Here is a 15,622-nt window from a genome sequence, read left to right as displayed (position 1 = left end):
CCCCCCCCCCCCCCCCCCCCCCCCCCCCCCCCCCCCCCCCCCCCCCCCCCCCCCCCCCCCCCCGGCTCCTACAAAGGTGCGTTAGAAGCTCATGTCCACCTTGGTCCAGAGCGTGCGCCCTGGCTCCTTGATGGCTTGCGGGTCACTGGCCGGGTAGCCGAACCCGGCGTTGCCGGCCAGGTTCAAGTGCTCGGCATAGGCCTTGCCGAACAGGTTGTCGACGCCGGTGCTGACCTTGAAATGTTTATTGATGCGGTACGCCGCGTTCAGCGAGAACACGCCAAACCCCGCGCTCTTGTCGAAGTCCTTGCCGACCACGTTGCCCTTGTTTTGGTCGATGCGGTTTTGCGCCGCGACCACCCGCCACAAGGCGCCGGCGCTCCAGTCGTCTTCGCTGTAGGTGAGACCCAGGCGCGCGTCCAGCGGTGGGATTTGCGGCAGGGCCTTGCCGTCACTGCTGTTCTTGCCCCAGGCGTAGGCGAGGGTGGCGTCGGCTTTCCAGTTGCGCGTCAGCTTGTACGCCGCGCCCAGCTCGCCGCCCATGATGCGCGCGTCGACGTTGCGCGCCTGGGAGGTGGTGCCCATCATCCCAGGCCGGTAGTCGAACAGGATGAAGTCCTGCACGCGGCCGATGTAGCCGGAAGCCCAGGCTTCAAGCGCATCGGCTTTGTATTGCGCGCCAAAGTCGAACTGGGTGGTTTTTTCCGGTTTCACGCCATCGAAGGCATTCACCGAACCGACCGCGCCCGTATTGGGCGAAAACAGCTCCCAGTAATCCGGGAAACGCTCCGAATGGCCCAGGCCCGCGTAGAGCGTGGTGGGGCTGTCGGCCAGGTCGTGCTCATAGCGCAGGAAGCCCGAGGGCAGGGTGTCGGCGCGGGTGTTGTCGGCCGTCGGGTTGGGGCGGGTGCCCATGCCGGAACCGGTGGTTTGCCGGAAGTCCTTGGCCGAGGCGCGGTCCAGGCGAGCGCCGGTGATCAGGCGTTCGCGGTCGGCGGCGTACCAGGTCAGTTCGCCGAACACGCCGTAGTTGTGGAAGTTGGCGTCCTTGACCCGGGGCAGGTCCTTGTAGGTGTCGATGCCCATGCTGCTGCGCTGGCGGTGTTCGTTGGTCTGGGCATCCAGGCCGCCGATCAGTTGCACATCGGCCCAACGCCAGGTGGCCTTGATCCGCGCGCCGAGGGTGCGCCGGTCGACGTTGGACGCCATCGGCCCGGCCATCATCCCGGTGCCGGACGGGACGCGCAGGCTGTAGTTGTCCATCACGTGGTCGGCGTAGTTGTAGTAGACCTGGGCTTCGACTTTATCCAGCACCTCGCCGATGTTGGACTTCTCAAAGCGCAGCCCGAGGCTCTCGCGCAGAAACTGCGAGCCGTCCATGCCGCGCCCGGCGTAGCGCGCTTCGCCATCGCCACGGCCGGCCGTGAGTTCCAGCAAGGTGTCGGCGTCGGGGGTGAAGCCGACGGCGACGTCGCCGTTCCATTTGTCATAGCGCGAGGCCACGGTGTCGTTGTTGCCGTCCTTGTAGTCGTCGGCATGCGCCTGGTTGCCGATCACGCGCACATAACCCAACGGGCCGCCGGCCGCGGCATCGATGACCTTGTCGAAGCGCCCGTTGGAGCCGGCCAGCACACTGGCGTTGAGGCGCGTGCCCAACTCGCCGAACTGCTCCGGCTCACGCTCGAACAGGATGGTGCCGGCTGATGCACCAGGGCCCCACAGCACGGTTTGCGGGCCTTTGATCACCGTTAGCTTGTCGTAGGTTTCCGGGGAAATATACGAGGTGGGCGCATCCATCCGGCCCGGGCAGGCGCCGAGCATCATGCTGCCGTTGGTGAGGATGTTCAGGCGCGAGCCGAACATGCCGCGCAGTACCGGGTCGCCATTGGTGCCGCCGTTGCGCACCAGGGCAAAGCCGGGGATGGTCTTGAGGTAGTCGCCACCATCGCTGGCCGGCACCGGTTGGCGCGGGTCCTTGGGGTTGGTGATCACGGTCAGCGGCGAGCTGGGGGCGATCGCGGTGATCACGGTGGGGCTCAGTTCGTGTTCGTCGGCATACACCTGTGGTGCCAAAAGGGCGCCGCACAGAACGGCGACCACGGGGGTGCTTCCCAAGCGGGTGTCAGCAGAAAACCTGGACATGACAAATTCCATCAATCAATCGTAAACAACACGGCCAGCAGCCTGCGGCTGTCTGTCTAAAGTCGGCCGGGGTGAAGTAACGCTGTGAAGTGCTTACGCGTTGATGGGCGGCGCGCGACTGCGAGCGCCGGGGAAGATGCTCTGCCGGGCATGGCCCAGGCGGGTGGCGGGGGTAAGGGCGTTGGCGGGCGGCGGGCTGCCCAGGGTGAACATTGACGTGCCGCCGGGTAGCGCGGGGCAACTGTAGAGCAGGTCGCAATAGCCGCACTTGGACCAGAGGGCGTGGTGTTCGTCAGGGGCTTTGGGGTGATGGGCGTTGCCATGGTCCATCGGCATGTCCATGGACATGCTCATCGACATACCGGCGTGATGGTCCATCGGCATCGCTTGGGAAATCAGCGGACCGATAAAGATCATCAGCATGGCGAACAGGCTGATCCAACCGCCGCGTCTTACACGGGCGTGTGGAGAGAACCTGGCGCGGGGGGCGCCCATCGAATGTCAGCCTATTGCGGGTGCTTGTGCTCGTGGCTGGCCATCGGCGGTACTTTCTGTACCGACACTTCCACCTCGACCTTGCCGGCTTTTTCGAAGGTCAGGGTCAGCGGGAATTGCTTGCCGTCGGCCAACAAGCTGCGGTCTTTGAGGCCCAGCAGCATCACGTGGTAAGCCATGGGCGCGAAGGTCAGGTCGCCCTTGGCCGGCACGGCGACGCTGGGCACTTGCTGCATCTTCATCAGGTCGCCCTGCATGACGTGTTCGTGCAGCTCGGCCTTGTCCGCTACCGGCGTCTCGACGCTGAGCAGGCGGTCCGGGGTTGCGCCGGTGTTGTGAATCACGAAATACGCCGCGACGGTGGGCGCGTTGGGCGGCAACTCCTGAGACCAGGGTTCGCTGACCACCAGGTCGCCGGCCTTATAGTCATCGGCATTGGCAGCACTGAACACCGGCAACAACATCGCAGCCAGAAGCAGGGAAGATTTGAGCATGGCAGTTCTCCAGAACGGTTCTAAACGCAGTTCACTTGCGAAGAAATCAGGCCGTTGGAGACGCGCGCGGGTTGAGGCTTGGCCATTGCTGGCGCGGGGTAGGGCTCTGCAACGACGGCGGCGACAGGCTTTGCACGGCGTCGAAGCGTGTCACATACAACTGCGGCACATGCCCGGGCAACGCCACCAACGGCGCCGAGCCCGAGCAACACCAGCAATGCTGCATGGTGGAGTGGTCATCCTGCTGCGGCGCCGGAATCTCCAGCTTGCCCAGGGCAATCGTCTTGAGGCTTGCACCATTGGAGGAGCAGAAACTGCCCCACAGCAATTGCTGCACCGGGTCCTGGGACTGCTGCATCGCCCCGGCCATCGGCATGGCAAAGGCGTTGAACAGCACTGCAAAGCAGGCGATCCACACAATTGCAAAGCGTTGACGGGCCATGGCGGACAATCCGTAGGGTTAAACGATCAGGCGGGTATTTAGCCTGATCGTAGGGGATAAGTAAAAAGGGGCGGTGTGGTTTGGTGTCGCAGTGCTATCAGATCGCAGTGGCATGAAGCTTCAGGCCCAGCGCCTTCATGACTTTCATGATAGTCGCGAATTCGGGATTGCCAGTGGCGGAGAGGGCTTTGTACAGGCTCTCGCGGCCGAGTCCGGCGTCGCGGGCGATTTGGGTCATGCCTTGGGCGCGGGCGATGTTGTTAAGGGCTGAACGAATCAGCAATCCGTCACCGGAATCCTCATCGAAGCAGGCTTCAAGGTATTCAGCCATGTCGCCAGGGGTTTTGAGGTGCTCTGCGACATCGAAGTCAGTAAATTCAGTCATGGGGTTCTCCTTTTTTCAAAAGCTTCTGCAATTTTCTTCGCTTGCTGGATGTCACGTTTCTGTGTTGATTTATCGCCGCCTATCAACAACAGGTAAACCATGGTGCGACTGGTTATTCGGATAAACAGAAATTTCCGACAAGTCTTTGAGGTTGTCCCTAGGACACTTGATCTCTAGTCTCCATGCACCGCTGCAAACTCAGCGGCCGGGCGTCGCGGCCCGGGTTCCTATGGACGCTAAGCGTCATCGTCTGCTTTCAGTTGACGCTTTTTTAGCGTCTACTGTGCGGCGCTATGGCGGCTGTGCGCGGGATACCTTCGGGTATGCCGGGTTTCCTTAGGACCGGTCCGCGAACCTGCGTACAGCTGCCACCCTCTATCGCGTCGCGGCGAATCAGTGGCAGCTCCACTTTCCTAAGGAGCTTCACAATGATCAAACCCACCCCCCATCCGGCTATTCACCGTAGCCGACGGCATCAGCACCGAAGACCTGCTGGTCAACCTCAGCGAAACCCTCGCCTCAGCCAATGCGCTGAGCTGCGATCTTGCGTTTAACCTGGAGGGCTCGAAACGAGAGGAGTTGCTCGGCGTTGCGCAGTTGATTGAATTGGCGCAGTTGCTGGCGGATCGTGTGCACACGGGGTTCGGACTGGCGACAACAGCGGCCTGACAACACAGGTCAAATGTGGGAGCGGGCTTGCCCGCGATTGCGGTGTATCAGTTATAGATGAGTTGGCTGACAGGACGCTATCGCGGGCAAGCCCGCTCCCACAGGGGATCAGTGGTGTTTAGAGCGTGGTGATTGCCTGCAGCGCCGCAGCCACGTTGGTGAACTCCCGATCCACCGGCGCCAACACCGGCCGCTTCAAGACGAGCACCGGTATTCCAAGCTCCCGCGCCACTTCCAGCTTCGGCTCCGTCGCGGTGCTGCCACTGTTCTTGCTGATCAGCACATCAATGCCGCGTCGCTCAAACAACGCACGCTCGTCCTCGATCAAAAACGGCCCGCGCGCGCCGATTACTTCACACCGGTCATTCCCCGGGTACACATCCAGTGCGCGCAGCGTCCAAAACTGTTCGACGGGGATTTCGTCGAGGTGCTGCAACGGCTCACGCCCCAGCGTGAACAGCGGGCGTTTGAAGGGTTTGAGCGCTTCAATCAATGCGGCCCAATCGCCAACCTCGCGCCAATCATCTCCCGCCTGCGGCTGCCACGCTGGGCGCCGCAATGCCCAGCAAGGCACGCCACCTAGCTGCGCAGCTTCGGCCGCATTGCGGCTAATCTGCGCCGCATACGGATGAGTTGCATCGAGAATCAGGCCAATTCCCTCATCCCGAACAAACCGCGCCAAACCTTCAGCGCCGCCATACCCGCCCACCCGCACCTGGCAGGTCAGGTCAGTCGGCACACGCCCGACGCCAGCCAGGCTGTAGATATGTTCCGGACCCAAAGTGCGCGCAATGGCCAAGGCCTCAGTCACGCCACCCAGCAACAGAATGCGCTTCATAGCGGCTTGACCACGTCCAGCAAGGTGATCGGCAACGCTTGGCGCCACGTATCAAACGCCCCCAACGGCTGCGCCTGGGCCACGTGGATGCGCGTCAGTTCGCCGCCATGCTTGTCCCGCCAGTTCATCAGGGCCATTTCACTTTGCAGGGTTACAGCGTTGGCAACCAACCGTCCGCCCGGCCGCAGCTGTTGCCAGCAGGTGTCGAGCACGCCGTCGCGGGTGACGCCGCCGCCGATGAAGATGGCATCCGGTGCTTCCAAACCGTGCAACGCGTCCGGCGCCTTGCCGCGAACCAGCTGTAGCCCGGGCACACCCAGCGCATCGCGGTTGTGTTCGATCAAACCTTGGCGACCTTCATCGGCTTCAATCGCCACTGCGCGGCAACTGGGGTGAGTGCGCATCCATTCAATGCCGATGGAGCCACTGCCCGCGCCCACATCCCACAGCAGTTCGCCGGGCATCGGCGCGAGGCGGGCGAGGGTCATGGCGCGTACGTCGCGCTTGGTCAGTTGGCCGTCGTGTTTGAACGCCGAGTCCGGCAACCCGGCCAGACGTGAGAGGCGCGGAGCCTGCGGATCAGCCACGCAGTCGATGGCAACCAGGTTCAAATCGGCGACGCAAGCGTGTTGCCAATCAGTAGCCTGCCCTTCGATACGTCGTTCATCCGTGCCGCCAAGGTGTTCAAACACAGAAATGCGGCTCGGCCCAAACCCGCACGAAGCCAACGAAGCGGCAATCAACGCCGGGCTGCGACCGTCATTGCTCAACACTAACAGCCGCACGCCACTGGCCAGATGCGCATTCAGCGCCGCCAACGGCCGCGCCACCACCGACAGCGTCACCACATCTTGCAACGGCCAACCCAGCCGCGCTGCTGCCAGCGATACCGACGACGGTGCCGGCAAAATCAGCAACTCATCCGCCGCCACCTGCCGCGCCAGGCTTGCGCCCACGCCATAGAACATCGGATCGCCACTGGCCAGCACGCACACCGGTTCCCCGCGCCGCGCCAGCACTGGCTCCAGGGAAAACGGGCTCGGCCACAGCTCACGCTCGCCACGAATACACACCGGCAACAGGTCCAACTGGCGCTGAGCACCTATAATCCGCGTGGCGCGCAACAGGGCATGCCGGGCATTCCTGCCCAGCCCCTTGAAGCCGTCTTCACCGATGCCTACAACCGTCAGCCAGGGCGACATATGAATTCCTTGAACGACATCCGACGGGCAGGCTTTTCATGCCGCCGGACAAAGCAGGCATAATACCGCGCCTTTACCCGTCAACCGGTAGCCCCGTGAACCAGACGCCCGCTATGAATACCTTGCGCCCCTCGGCTTGTCCGGGGTTGCTGCGTATTGTCCAGGCGTTGGACGGCGGCATTTGCCGGATCAAGTTGGCCGGTGGTTCCATCACCGCAGAGCAGGCCCACGCGGTGGCTGAAGCGGCCCAGGCCTATGCAGGCGGGGTGATCGAGGCCACTAATCGCGCCAACCTGCAGATCCGAGGAATCGGCGCCGAAGAAGGCGCCTTGATCAAACTGCTGCTGGCCGCAGGCCTTGGCCCCAACAACGCCGCCGGTGACGACGTGCGCAACGTGATGCTCAGCCCCAGCGCCGGCATCGACCCGCAGATGCTCTTTGACACGCGCCCGCTGGCCGGACAGATCCTGAATACCTTGCAGAACCACCCGCGTTTCCACGAGCTGTCGGCCAAGTTCGCCGTGCAATTGGATGGCGGCGAGGCCCTGGCGATGCTCGAACATCACCATGACCTGTGGCTGTCGGCGTTCGTGCGCGATGGCCAGACGCTGCTCGCCTTCGGCCTGGCCGGTTGCCCGGGGCTGGATGCGCCGGTGGCCGCCGTGCCGTTGGATCAAGGGCATGCACTGGTGGTGGCCGTACTGGAGGCGTTTCTCGACCTCGCCACGCCCGAGCAAACCCGCATGCGTCATCTGGCTGTGGATAAGTTATTGAGCCGCCTCACGCTGGCTTTGCTGCCAGTCGACGGCTTCAAACGCCCGCCCAGCAGCGCTTCGCTGTACCTGGGCACTTATCCACAAGCGCAAAAGAATCTGTTCTACGTTGCGGCCATCGCGCCCTTGGGGCGCCTGGATTCGACGATGCTCAACGGCGCCGCACAACTGGCCAGCGAATACGGTGACGGAACCCTGCGCTTCACCCCTTGGCAGGGCGTGCTGCTGCCCAATGTCGAAAAACCGCAGGCCGTGACCGAACGCCTGGCGCAACTGGACTTTCTTTGCTCAGCCGAACAACCCCTGGCGCACATGACCGCCTGCACCGGCTCCAGCGGCTGCGGCAAAGCCCTGGCCGACACCAAGGCCGACGCCCTGCAACTCGCCGCGCTGGACACCGGGCACGATGTGCACCTGTCTGGCTGCCTGCGTTCCTGCGCCGCCGCACACACCGCGCCGGTGACCCTGCTGGCCGTGAGCCCCGGTCACTACGACCTCTATTTTCGCGATGCCGCCTACCCAGGCTTTGGCCGGCTGCACGCGCGCACCCTTTCTATTGAAGCGACGGGCGCCTTGCTGCGCGCCCGCCCACGGAGCAACACCGATGATTGATTACATCCGCGACGGTCAGGAGATCTATCGCAACTCCTTCGCCATTATTCGCGCGGAAGCCAAGTTGGACCGCATCCCGGCCGATTTGGAAAAGCTCGCGGTGCGGGTGATTCATGCCTGCGGCATGGTCGAGGCCATCGACGGCCTGCAGTTCTCCGAAGGTGCGGGCAAGGCCGGGCGCGATGCGCTGGCGGCCGGCGCGCCGATCCTGTGCGATGCGCGGATGGTCTCCGAAGGCGTGACCCGCGCGCGCCTGCCCGCCAACAACGAGGTGATCTGCACCCTGCGCGACGACAGCGTGCCGGAGCTGGCACGTGAGCTGGGCAACACCCGCTCCGCTGCCGCCCTGGAACTGTGGCGCCCGCACTTGGAAGGCAGCGTGGTGGTGATCGGCAACGCGCCGACCGCGTTGTTCTACCTGCTGGAAATGCTCGATGCCGGCGCACCCAAACCGGCGTTGATCCTCGGTTTTCCGGTCGGGTTTGTCGGTGCCGCTGAATCCAAGGCGATGCTGGCGGCCGACAGCCGAGGCGTGCCGTTCGTGATCATGCAGGGCCGCCTGGGCGGCAGCGCCATGGCCGCCGCAGCGGTGAATGCCCTGGCCACGGAGGTCGAATAATGCAGGTACGCGGACGTTTGATCGGCCTGGGCGTGGGCCCCGGCGACCCGGAACTGATCACCCTCAAGGCCCTGCGCCTGCTGCGCGAGTCGCCGGTGGTGGCGTACTTCGTGGCCAAGGGCAAGAAGGGCAACGCCTTCGGCATCATCGAGGATCACCTGGTGCCACAGCAGACCCTGATGCCGCTGGTGTACCCGGTGACCACCGAAGTGCTGCCGGCGCCGATGTCCTATGAGCAAGTGATCAGCGATTTCTACGACGCCGCCAGTGTCGACGTGGCAGCGCACCTGGATGCCGGCCGCGACGTGGCGGTGATCTGCGAAGGTGACCCGTTCTTCTACGGCTCCTACATGTACCTGCACGACCGCCTCGCCGAGCGCTATGACGCGCAGGTCATTCCGGGCGTGTGCTCGATGCTCGGCGGCGCTTCGGTGCTGGGGGCGCCGCTGGTGTACCGCAACCAGAGCCTGTCGGTGCTCTCGGGCGTGCTGCCCCATGACGACCTCAAGCGCCGTCTGGCAGACGCCGACGCGGCGGTGATCATGAAGCTGGGCCGCAACTTCCCCAAGGTGCGCCAGGTGCTGGAAGAACTCGGCCTGGCCGGGCGTGCGTTGTATGTGGAGCGCGCCACCATGGCCAACCAGAAGATCGTGCCGCTGGATCAGGTCGACCCATCGTCGTCGCCTTACTTCTCGCTGATCATCGTACCCGGTGAACGGTGGCAAGGTTGATGCGCCCGGCGATTGTCATTCTGGGCCAGGGTAGCCTGGCCACTGCGCGCAAGATCCAGCAGGTTTATCCCGGCGCGCTGATCCATGGGCTGGCGGGCCGTGTCGAAGGCGCAGACCAGCTCTACAGCGAATTCGGCGCGACCCTGCGTCAGCTCTATCAGCAAGGCACGCCGCTGATTGCGCTGTGCGCAGCCGGCATCGTGATCCGCACCCTGGCGCCGCTGTTGCTGGAAAAAGGCGAAGAGCCCGCCGTGCTGGCCGTGGCCGAAGACGGCAGCGCCGTGGTGCCGTTGCTCGGTGGCTTGGGCGGTGTGAACGTCATGGCGCGGGAGATCGCCGCGGCGTTGAACGTGGCCGCAGCGATCACCACCAGTGGCGAGCTGCGTTTCGGCACCTGCCTGCTCAACCCGCCGAGTGGTTATGAACTGGCCGACCTGGAACTGGGCAAGCGGTTTGTCTCCGACCTGCTGGCCGGTGAAAGCGTGCGCATCGAAGGCGCTGCGCCGTGGTTGGACGACGCCAACTTGCCACAGGACCAACAGGCACGCCTGGCGATCCACGTGGGCAGTGCTGAGCGCACGCCTGCGGCCAATGAGTTGTTGATCTATCCAAAGACCGTGAGCGTGACCTGCAAGCCAGGCGCGCAATTGGCCGAGCGGGTGCGGGCGGCTTTGCATGACGCGGGTATCGCCGTGCAATCCCTGGCGTGCCTGTTGGCCAGTGACACGCAGATGGCTGAAGCGTCGCTGCATGAAGCGGCGTCGGTGCTGGGTGTGCCGCTGCGGTTTACCCGCGTGAGCCAAGTGGCCGATATCGTCATCGAGGTGGCCGAGCAGCCGCTGGACCTGGCTAACGTCGGCCGTGTGCGTGGCCGCCTGGCGGTGATCGGCCTGGGCCCGGGTGCCGCCGAGCTGATGGTTCCGGCGGTCAAGGCTGAACTGGCGCGCTGCACCGATGTGCTGGGCTACGAAACCTATGTGCGCATGGCCGGGCCGTTCCGCGACGATCAAGTGCAGCACTGCACCGATAACCGCGAAGAAATGCAGCGGGCTCGCCACGCGTTCGAGCTGGCGGCCCAGGGCCGTTCGGTGGTGGTGGTGTCGTCCGGCGATCCGGGTGTGTTCGCCATGGCTGCGGCGGTGATTGAGGCGCTGCACGAGTCCAGCGACCCGGCCTGGCATCAGGTCGATCTGGAGATTTTGCCGGGGGTTTCGGCCTCACTGGCCACGGCCGCCCAGGCGGGTGCGCCGTTGGGGCATGACTTCTGCGTGATGTCGCTGTCGGACAACCTCAAGCCGTGGGCGATCATCGAGAAGCGCCTGGACCTGGCGTCCCAGGCTGATCTGGCGCTGGCGTTCTACAACCCGATCTCCCGTTCGCGTCCGTGGCAATTGGGCCGCGCCCTGGAAATCGTCGCGCTGCACCGCACGCCCGAAACGCCGGTGGTGCTGGGCCGTGATATCGGCCGTCCGGGCCAGACCCTGCGCGTCACCACGTTGGGGCAACTGACCCCGGAGCAGGTGGACATGCGCACCATGGTGTTGATTGGCTCCTCCACCACCTGCGTGTTCCCGCGTGCCGGTGGCGGTGAGTGGGTATACACCCCGCGTTGGTACGGCGAAAAACCGGCGTCCTGAAACGCTCCGGCCACTGCCAGAAAGCTCCGAATGCTTCAGGGATTTTCCTGTTGTCATTCGGGGCTTTTTCTTTTTTTGCGCGATGACGCCCGGAAGGCGTGGGCGAACGCCACGGGATTGCTGGGCGATGCTGTTTCAGGTGCATGGGCAAGGGATGTTTGTTGCGTAGAAAGCCCAACCGCCACTGGACTAGTGTGAACACAAGCCCCATGTGGGGCGCTTGTGGAGAATGGAAAATGGAGCGACATCACAAAAGGACCTTCAGTGCGAAGCGGCGTAAATTGATTGCCGCCTACAAACTGCCCGGCGCACCGGGAGCCAGTGCTCCCATGGCGCTGGATACCGAAGACGATAGCAATGCAGCCGTGGTGAACAACGGAGTGATCTCGTTTATCGAGGGCATGTCCGCCCTCAACCGCGAGTACATCCGCAAGAGCTACTTGCTTGCCAGCAGCTATGTGAGCGATGTGTTGAAGGTGCATCGCGGTACGGAAAGTTGGTACGACGAATTTATCAAGGTGATGGTCAGCCTGGGCTGGCTGCCGGTGCGCAGCAGCTTCGAGCGGGTCTCGAGTTCGGGCAAGGGCCTGACGGTGCAACTGGCGGCACTGAACATGATTGCGGCGATGCTGGCCTCGACCTCACTGGCCGGGACGGTGCTGGCGGCGCTGCCCAAGCTGGCGGCGGATGCATTGGAATCACTCAAGCAGCAGCCAGCGTCGTTCGAGTTGTTCAAACGCAACAGCACGGTGCAACAGGGCGGTGATTTCGGCCTGGCCTCATGCGCCGAAGCCGCCGGGGAGGTGACGATGGTGCTGGTCACCTACAGCGCCCATGGTGTGAGCAAACAGGTAGGGTTGCCGTTTCTGGAGTGGGACAGTTCCTCGTTCGAGGCCTTCAGCGGGCAGACCTGCCTGGTGCTGAATACCTCGGTGGTCAACGAAAAAACCATCCGGCTGATGCGCGAAAGTGCGGGCGACAAAGTGCAGTTGGCAATCGCCAAATACCGGATCTAGGGCACCAGGTAGCCGCGCACCCCGGTAAAGATGATTTGCGCGGCCAGGGCGCAGACGAACAGCCCCATCAGGCGGCTGACGATCTGCAAGCCCTGGTCGCCGAGAATGCGTTCGATGCGGTTGGACAGGTACAGCACCACGCCCACGGTGAAGCTGGCGAGGGCGATGCTGAGAATGGCGGTGATCTTGTCATCCCAATGTGGCTGGCTCACGCCCATCACCAGCAACGCACCGATGGTGCCGGGGCCGACGGTGAGGGGGATGGTCAGGGGCACGATGGTCACGTCTTGCTGCACGTTGTCGGTCTGCACCGCCGACTTGCCCTGGGCCATGCCCAGGGCGGAGATGAACAGCACGCTGCCGGCGCCGATGCGGAAGGCATCCACGGTGATGCCGAACACGCTGAAAATGACTCGGCCGAACAGGTAGAGCAACACGCTCGACACCAGGGTGGCCAACGCGACCTTCCAGGCCAGGCGCCGCCGCTCCTTGCTGGAGTAACCACGGGTCAGGCTGATGAAGCAGGACAGCACAAAGAACGGGCTGTAGAGCACCAGCATTTTCAGGTAGACGCTGAATAACACGTGGAGCATGGAGATGGCTCGCGATGAGAGAAGTCTGCGGAGTCTATCAGGCGAAACGCCGTAAATGTGGGAGCTGGCTTGCCTGCGATAGCGGTGTGCCAGGCAACGAATAGGTGGCTGATGCAGCGCCATCGCCGGCAAGCCAGCTCCTACGGGGGATCGTATTTCAGGTCAGGAAGGCGCGTGCTCGGGGCGTTGCTGGCGCTGTGCGACCCAGAACTCCACCAGCTCGCGCAACTGCGACAGTTCCACCGGCTTGGCCATGTGCCCGTCCATCCCGGCCTGGCGTGCGCGTTCTTTGTGTTCCGAGAGGATGTGCGCCGTCAGGGCCACTACCGGTGTGCGGATACGCTGGTGGCTGACTTCCCAGGCGCGCAACTGCTGGGTGGCCGAGAAGCCATCGAGGATTGGCATTTCACAGTCCATCAACACCAGGTCATACCGCTGGGCCTTCATCGCCTCCAACGCTTCTTCGCCGTTGCTGGCGGTATCCGGGTTGAGGTTGAGCTTGCCGAGCATGCCACGGATCACCTTGGTGGAAATGCTGTTGTCTTCGGCCACCAGGATACGGAAGTCGCTGGGTACGGTGACGGCCGCTGGCGGACTGATCGCAGGGCGCACCGGGACGCCGCCCTTGCTGCGTTGGGTCAGTTCGTCGGCCAGGGTGGTCTTGAGGGTATAGCCGGCCACTGGCTTGGCGAGGATGCGCTTGATCCCGCAGTTGCGCGCGATGATCTTGCTTGGCGCATTGCTGATGCCGGTGAGCATGATCAACAGGATGTCGTGGTTCAGGCTCGGGTCTTCCTTGATCTTTGCCGCAAGCTGCATGCCGGTCATGCCTGGCATGTTCTGGTCCAGCAACACCACGTCGAAGTAATCGCGCAGGTGCGCCTTGGTGCGCAGCAGCGCCAGGGCTTCCTTGCCCGAAGGCACAGCGCTGACGTTGAGGCCCCAGGCGGAGCATTGCTGCACCAGCACCTTGCGGCACGTGTCGTTGTCGTCCACCACCAGCACACGTGCATCCTTGAGCGGGCCGTCGAGGTCGGAGGTCGGATGCTCCAGGCGTTCCGGGTCCAGTGGCAGGGTCAGCCACAGTGTGCTGCCCTGATGGCTGCCACTCTTGATGCCGAACTCGCCGTTCATCAACAGGATCAACTGACGGGCGATCACCAGGCCCAGGTGGCCGCTCAGGCGTGTAGCCGAGAGGAAGTTCTTGCTGTGCAGTTCACTGTGCAGCAACGCCTCGCGCTCGGCGGTTTCCATCGGCAGGCCGCTGTCTTGCACGGCGATGCGCAGGCGTGGCTTGGTGCTGCGTTCATCGAGGGCGACGACGATCAGCACTTCACCTTCATCGGTTTTCTGCAGGGCGTTTTCCAGCAGGCTCAAGAGTGCCTGGCGCAGGCGGGTGGGGTCGCCGCTGATGACGCGAGGCACCTGGGGCTGGATAAAGCTGATCAGCTCGACGTTCTGCTGTTCGGCCTTGGCGCGGAAGATGCTCAGGCAGTCTTCGATCAGTGCGTTGAGGTCGAACTGAACATCGTCCAGTTCGATCTGCCCGGACTCCAGCTTGGAGATGTCGAGGATCTCGTTGATCAGGGTCAGCAGTTCATTGCCCGCGCTGTGGATGGTCTGCACGTAATCGCGCTGTTTCACCGACAGCGGCGTGCCCAGCAGCAATTCGGTCATGCCCAGCACGCCGTTCATGGGGGTGCGGATCTCGTGGCTGATCTTCGCCAGGAACTCGGCCTTGGCGGCGATCTCGGCATTGCTCGCGGCCAGGTCACGGCTGAGGCTGAAGCGTGCCTCGACAATCGCGCGCTGGCGCTCGCCCAGGGCCAGGCTCATCAGCAGGCCACTGAGGCAGATGAAGCTGAGCAGGGTCACGATCAAGCCTTGCGGCGCCACCAGCGTGAGGCCGAGCAGCGCGGGCAGGATGATCAGCGTGCCGATGTTGAACACCACCATCGCCGCCACGAACAGCCGCGCCGGGCGGTAGCCTTTCTGCCAGTGGTAGGCCGAGACAAACAGCATGCTCAAGCCGGCCAGGGCCACCAGCGCATAGGTGATGATGTTCAGCGGCAGGGTATTGACGAACAACAGCAGCAGGCCGCACAGCACGATGAACAGGATGTCGGCCATCAACAGCTTGTTCAGCGGGTGCGGGCCCAGGGGCATGAAGAAACGATAGGCGAACATCAGTCCGCACGGCGCGGTGAGCAGCAAGGCCAGGTAGGCGCCCGGGGTTTGCACCGCATGCCAGTTCGGCAGCCATGGGCCCACCAGGTTGAGCAGCAACGCCAGGCTGAGCATCAACAGCACTTCGCAGGCCGCCAGCCACAGGCTGCTGCGCGAGCGGTGATAGGCGAAGCGTGTGAGGTTGTGCAGGATCAACATCAACAGGACGCCGAAGAGCAGCCCGTATATCAGGGTTTGGTTCTGGTCAGCCGCGGCCAGTACGGCGGGCTCCAGGGTGATGTAGGGGCGCAGTTCGTGTTCCGAGACCAGGCGCAGGTAGACCTCAAGAGGTCTTTGGCTCTGGGGCATCGGCAACATGAAGTCGCTGCTGGGCAGCGGGCGTTCCGCCTGTGGCTGGCGGGTGCCGGTGCTTTGTTGTTCCACCAGGGTGTCGCCGTCGAGCACGTAGAGGCTCAGGTGGGACAGGTCCGGGGCGAATACCCGCAGCACTTGTTCGTGCTTGCCGGGTTGCAGTTTGAATCGTACCCACAACGCACCGTCCGGTTCCGCAGCGGTAATGCGGTCCAGTTCGATGGGGCTGAATTGGTTGGTGTAGCGGGCGGAACGGATGTCGCTCAGTTGCAGGTCGGCCTGTTCATCAAGCAATACTGCCCACCCACTGCCTTGTGCGGCGGCCTGGGCCGGGAACAAGCAGAGCAGTGTCAGCAGACTGACTGTGAAACCTATGGCGATCCTGAGCCAGCGCACGGCGAAATCCCTTCGTAGGTTGATGCACGGGTTAACTATG

Annotated in this window: 15 protein-coding genes; 6 read left to right on the top strand and 9 right to left on the bottom strand. The window is 63.5% G+C overall.

Going from position 1 to position 15,622, the window contains the following annotated elements; translation table 11 throughout:
- Nucleotides 1–81: 81 nt before the first annotated feature.
- From AC07SU_RS21590 to AC07SU_RS21570, 5 genes are all read right to left on the bottom strand, one after another.
- Nucleotides 82–2,142 carry a TonB-dependent copper receptor gene (locus AC07SU_RS21590; RefSeq protein WP_494998181.1) on the bottom strand — a complete coding sequence of 687 codons (2,061 nt, stop codon included), beginning with the start codon at nt 2,140–2,142 and terminating at the stop codon, nt 82–84.
- Nucleotides 2,143–2,235: 93 nt separating this feature from the next.
- Nucleotides 2,236–2,637: a DUF2946 domain-containing protein gene (locus AC07SU_RS21585; protein ID WP_494998180.1), complete on the bottom strand. Its 402-nt coding sequence runs from the start codon at nt 2,635–2,637 to the stop codon at nt 2,236–2,238.
- A gap of 11 nt (nt 2,638–2,648) precedes the next feature.
- Nucleotides 2,649–3,131 carry a copper chaperone PCu(A)C gene (locus AC07SU_RS21580; protein WP_494998179.1) on the bottom strand — a complete coding sequence of 161 codons (483 nt, stop codon included), beginning with the start codon at nt 3,129–3,131 and terminating at the stop codon, nt 2,649–2,651.
- Between the two features lie 46 nt (nt 3,132–3,177).
- Nucleotides 3,178–3,573 (bottom strand): DUF2946 domain-containing protein, encoded by a 396-nt coding sequence (locus AC07SU_RS21575; RefSeq protein ID WP_494998178.1) that lies wholly within the window; start codon nt 3,571–3,573, stop codon nt 3,178–3,180.
- 97 nt (nt 3,574–3,670) lie between these two features.
- The gene (locus tag AC07SU_RS21570) at nt 3,671–3,958 is read right to left on the bottom strand and encodes an addiction module antidote protein (protein ID WP_494998177.1); all 288 of its coding nucleotides are present in this window, start codon (nt 3,956–3,958) and stop codon (nt 3,671–3,673) included.
- Between the two features lie 447 nt (nt 3,959–4,405).
- On the opposite strand from AC07SU_RS21570, the gene AC07SU_RS21565 reads away from it, so the two are divergent.
- The gene (locus tag AC07SU_RS21565; protein ID WP_494998182.1) at nt 4,406–4,627 is read left to right on the top strand and encodes a DUF6124 family protein; all 222 of its coding nucleotides are present in this window, start codon (nt 4,406–4,408) and stop codon (nt 4,625–4,627) included.
- 118 nt (nt 4,628–4,745) lie between these two features.
- Here the strand turns inward: AC07SU_RS21565 and AC07SU_RS21560 are convergent, their stop codons facing one another.
- A complete protein-coding gene (locus AC07SU_RS21560; RefSeq protein ID WP_176997061.1) occupies nt 4,746–5,465 on the bottom strand; it encodes a cobalt-precorrin-6A reductase in 720 nt (239 codons plus the stop codon).
- Nucleotides 5,462–6,667, bottom strand: coding sequence for a precorrin-6y C5,15-methyltransferase (decarboxylating) subunit CbiE (cbiE, locus tag AC07SU_RS21555; RefSeq protein ID WP_494998176.1), 1,206 nt, complete (start codon nt 6,665–6,667; stop codon nt 5,462–5,464). Before cbiE ends, AC07SU_RS21560 begins: the two co-directional genes overlap by 4 nt.
- Before the next feature lie 38 nt (nt 6,668–6,705).
- Here cbiE and cobG point away from each other — a divergent pair, with 38 nt between their 5' ends.
- From cobG to AC07SU_RS21530, 5 genes are all read left to right on the top strand, one after another.
- Nucleotides 6,706–8,052: a precorrin-3B synthase gene (gene cobG, locus AC07SU_RS21550; protein WP_494998175.1), complete on the top strand. Its 1,347-nt coding sequence runs from the start codon at nt 6,706–6,708 to the stop codon at nt 8,050–8,052.
- Nucleotides 8,045–8,671 carry a precorrin-8X methylmutase gene (locus tag AC07SU_RS21545; protein WP_176997058.1) on the top strand — a complete coding sequence of 209 codons (627 nt, stop codon included), beginning with the start codon at nt 8,045–8,047 and terminating at the stop codon, nt 8,669–8,671. The genes cobG and AC07SU_RS21545 overlap by 8 nt, the downstream gene beginning before the upstream one ends.
- Complete coding sequence (locus tag AC07SU_RS21540; RefSeq protein WP_176997057.1) at nt 8,671–9,402, top strand: precorrin-2 C(20)-methyltransferase; 732 nt, start codon at nt 8,671–8,673, stop codon at nt 9,400–9,402. The genes AC07SU_RS21545 and AC07SU_RS21540 overlap by 1 nt, the downstream gene beginning before the upstream one ends.
- A complete protein-coding gene (cobJ, locus tag AC07SU_RS21535) occupies nt 9,402–11,039 on the top strand; it encodes a precorrin-3B C(17)-methyltransferase (protein WP_494998174.1) in 1,638 nt (545 codons plus the stop codon). Before AC07SU_RS21540 ends, cobJ begins: the two co-directional genes overlap by 1 nt.
- 236 nt (nt 11,040–11,275) lie before the next feature.
- Entirely contained in the window at nt 11,276–12,055 is a 780-nt protein-coding gene (locus AC07SU_RS21530; RefSeq protein WP_494998173.1) for a hypothetical protein, read from the top strand.
- Here AC07SU_RS21530 and AC07SU_RS21525 read toward each other — a convergent pair.
- Both AC07SU_RS21525 and AC07SU_RS21520 read right to left on the bottom strand, forming a co-directional pair.
- A complete protein-coding gene (locus AC07SU_RS21525) occupies nt 12,052–12,648 on the bottom strand; it encodes a MarC family protein (RefSeq protein WP_032890615.1) in 597 nt (198 codons plus the stop codon). The genes AC07SU_RS21530 and AC07SU_RS21525 overlap by 4 nt on opposite strands.
- Before the next feature lie 162 nt (nt 12,649–12,810).
- Nucleotides 12,811–15,582, bottom strand: coding sequence for a hybrid sensor histidine kinase/response regulator (locus AC07SU_RS21520; protein ID WP_494998172.1), 2,772 nt, complete (start codon nt 15,580–15,582; stop codon nt 12,811–12,813).
- Nucleotides 15,583–15,622: the final 40 nt, after the last annotated feature.

Source organism: Pseudomonas sp. GW821-FHT05H12 (assembly GCF_059419385.1).
The sequence above is the reverse complement of the archived record's forward strand: the minus strand, read 5'-3'. Positions and strand labels throughout refer to the sequence as shown.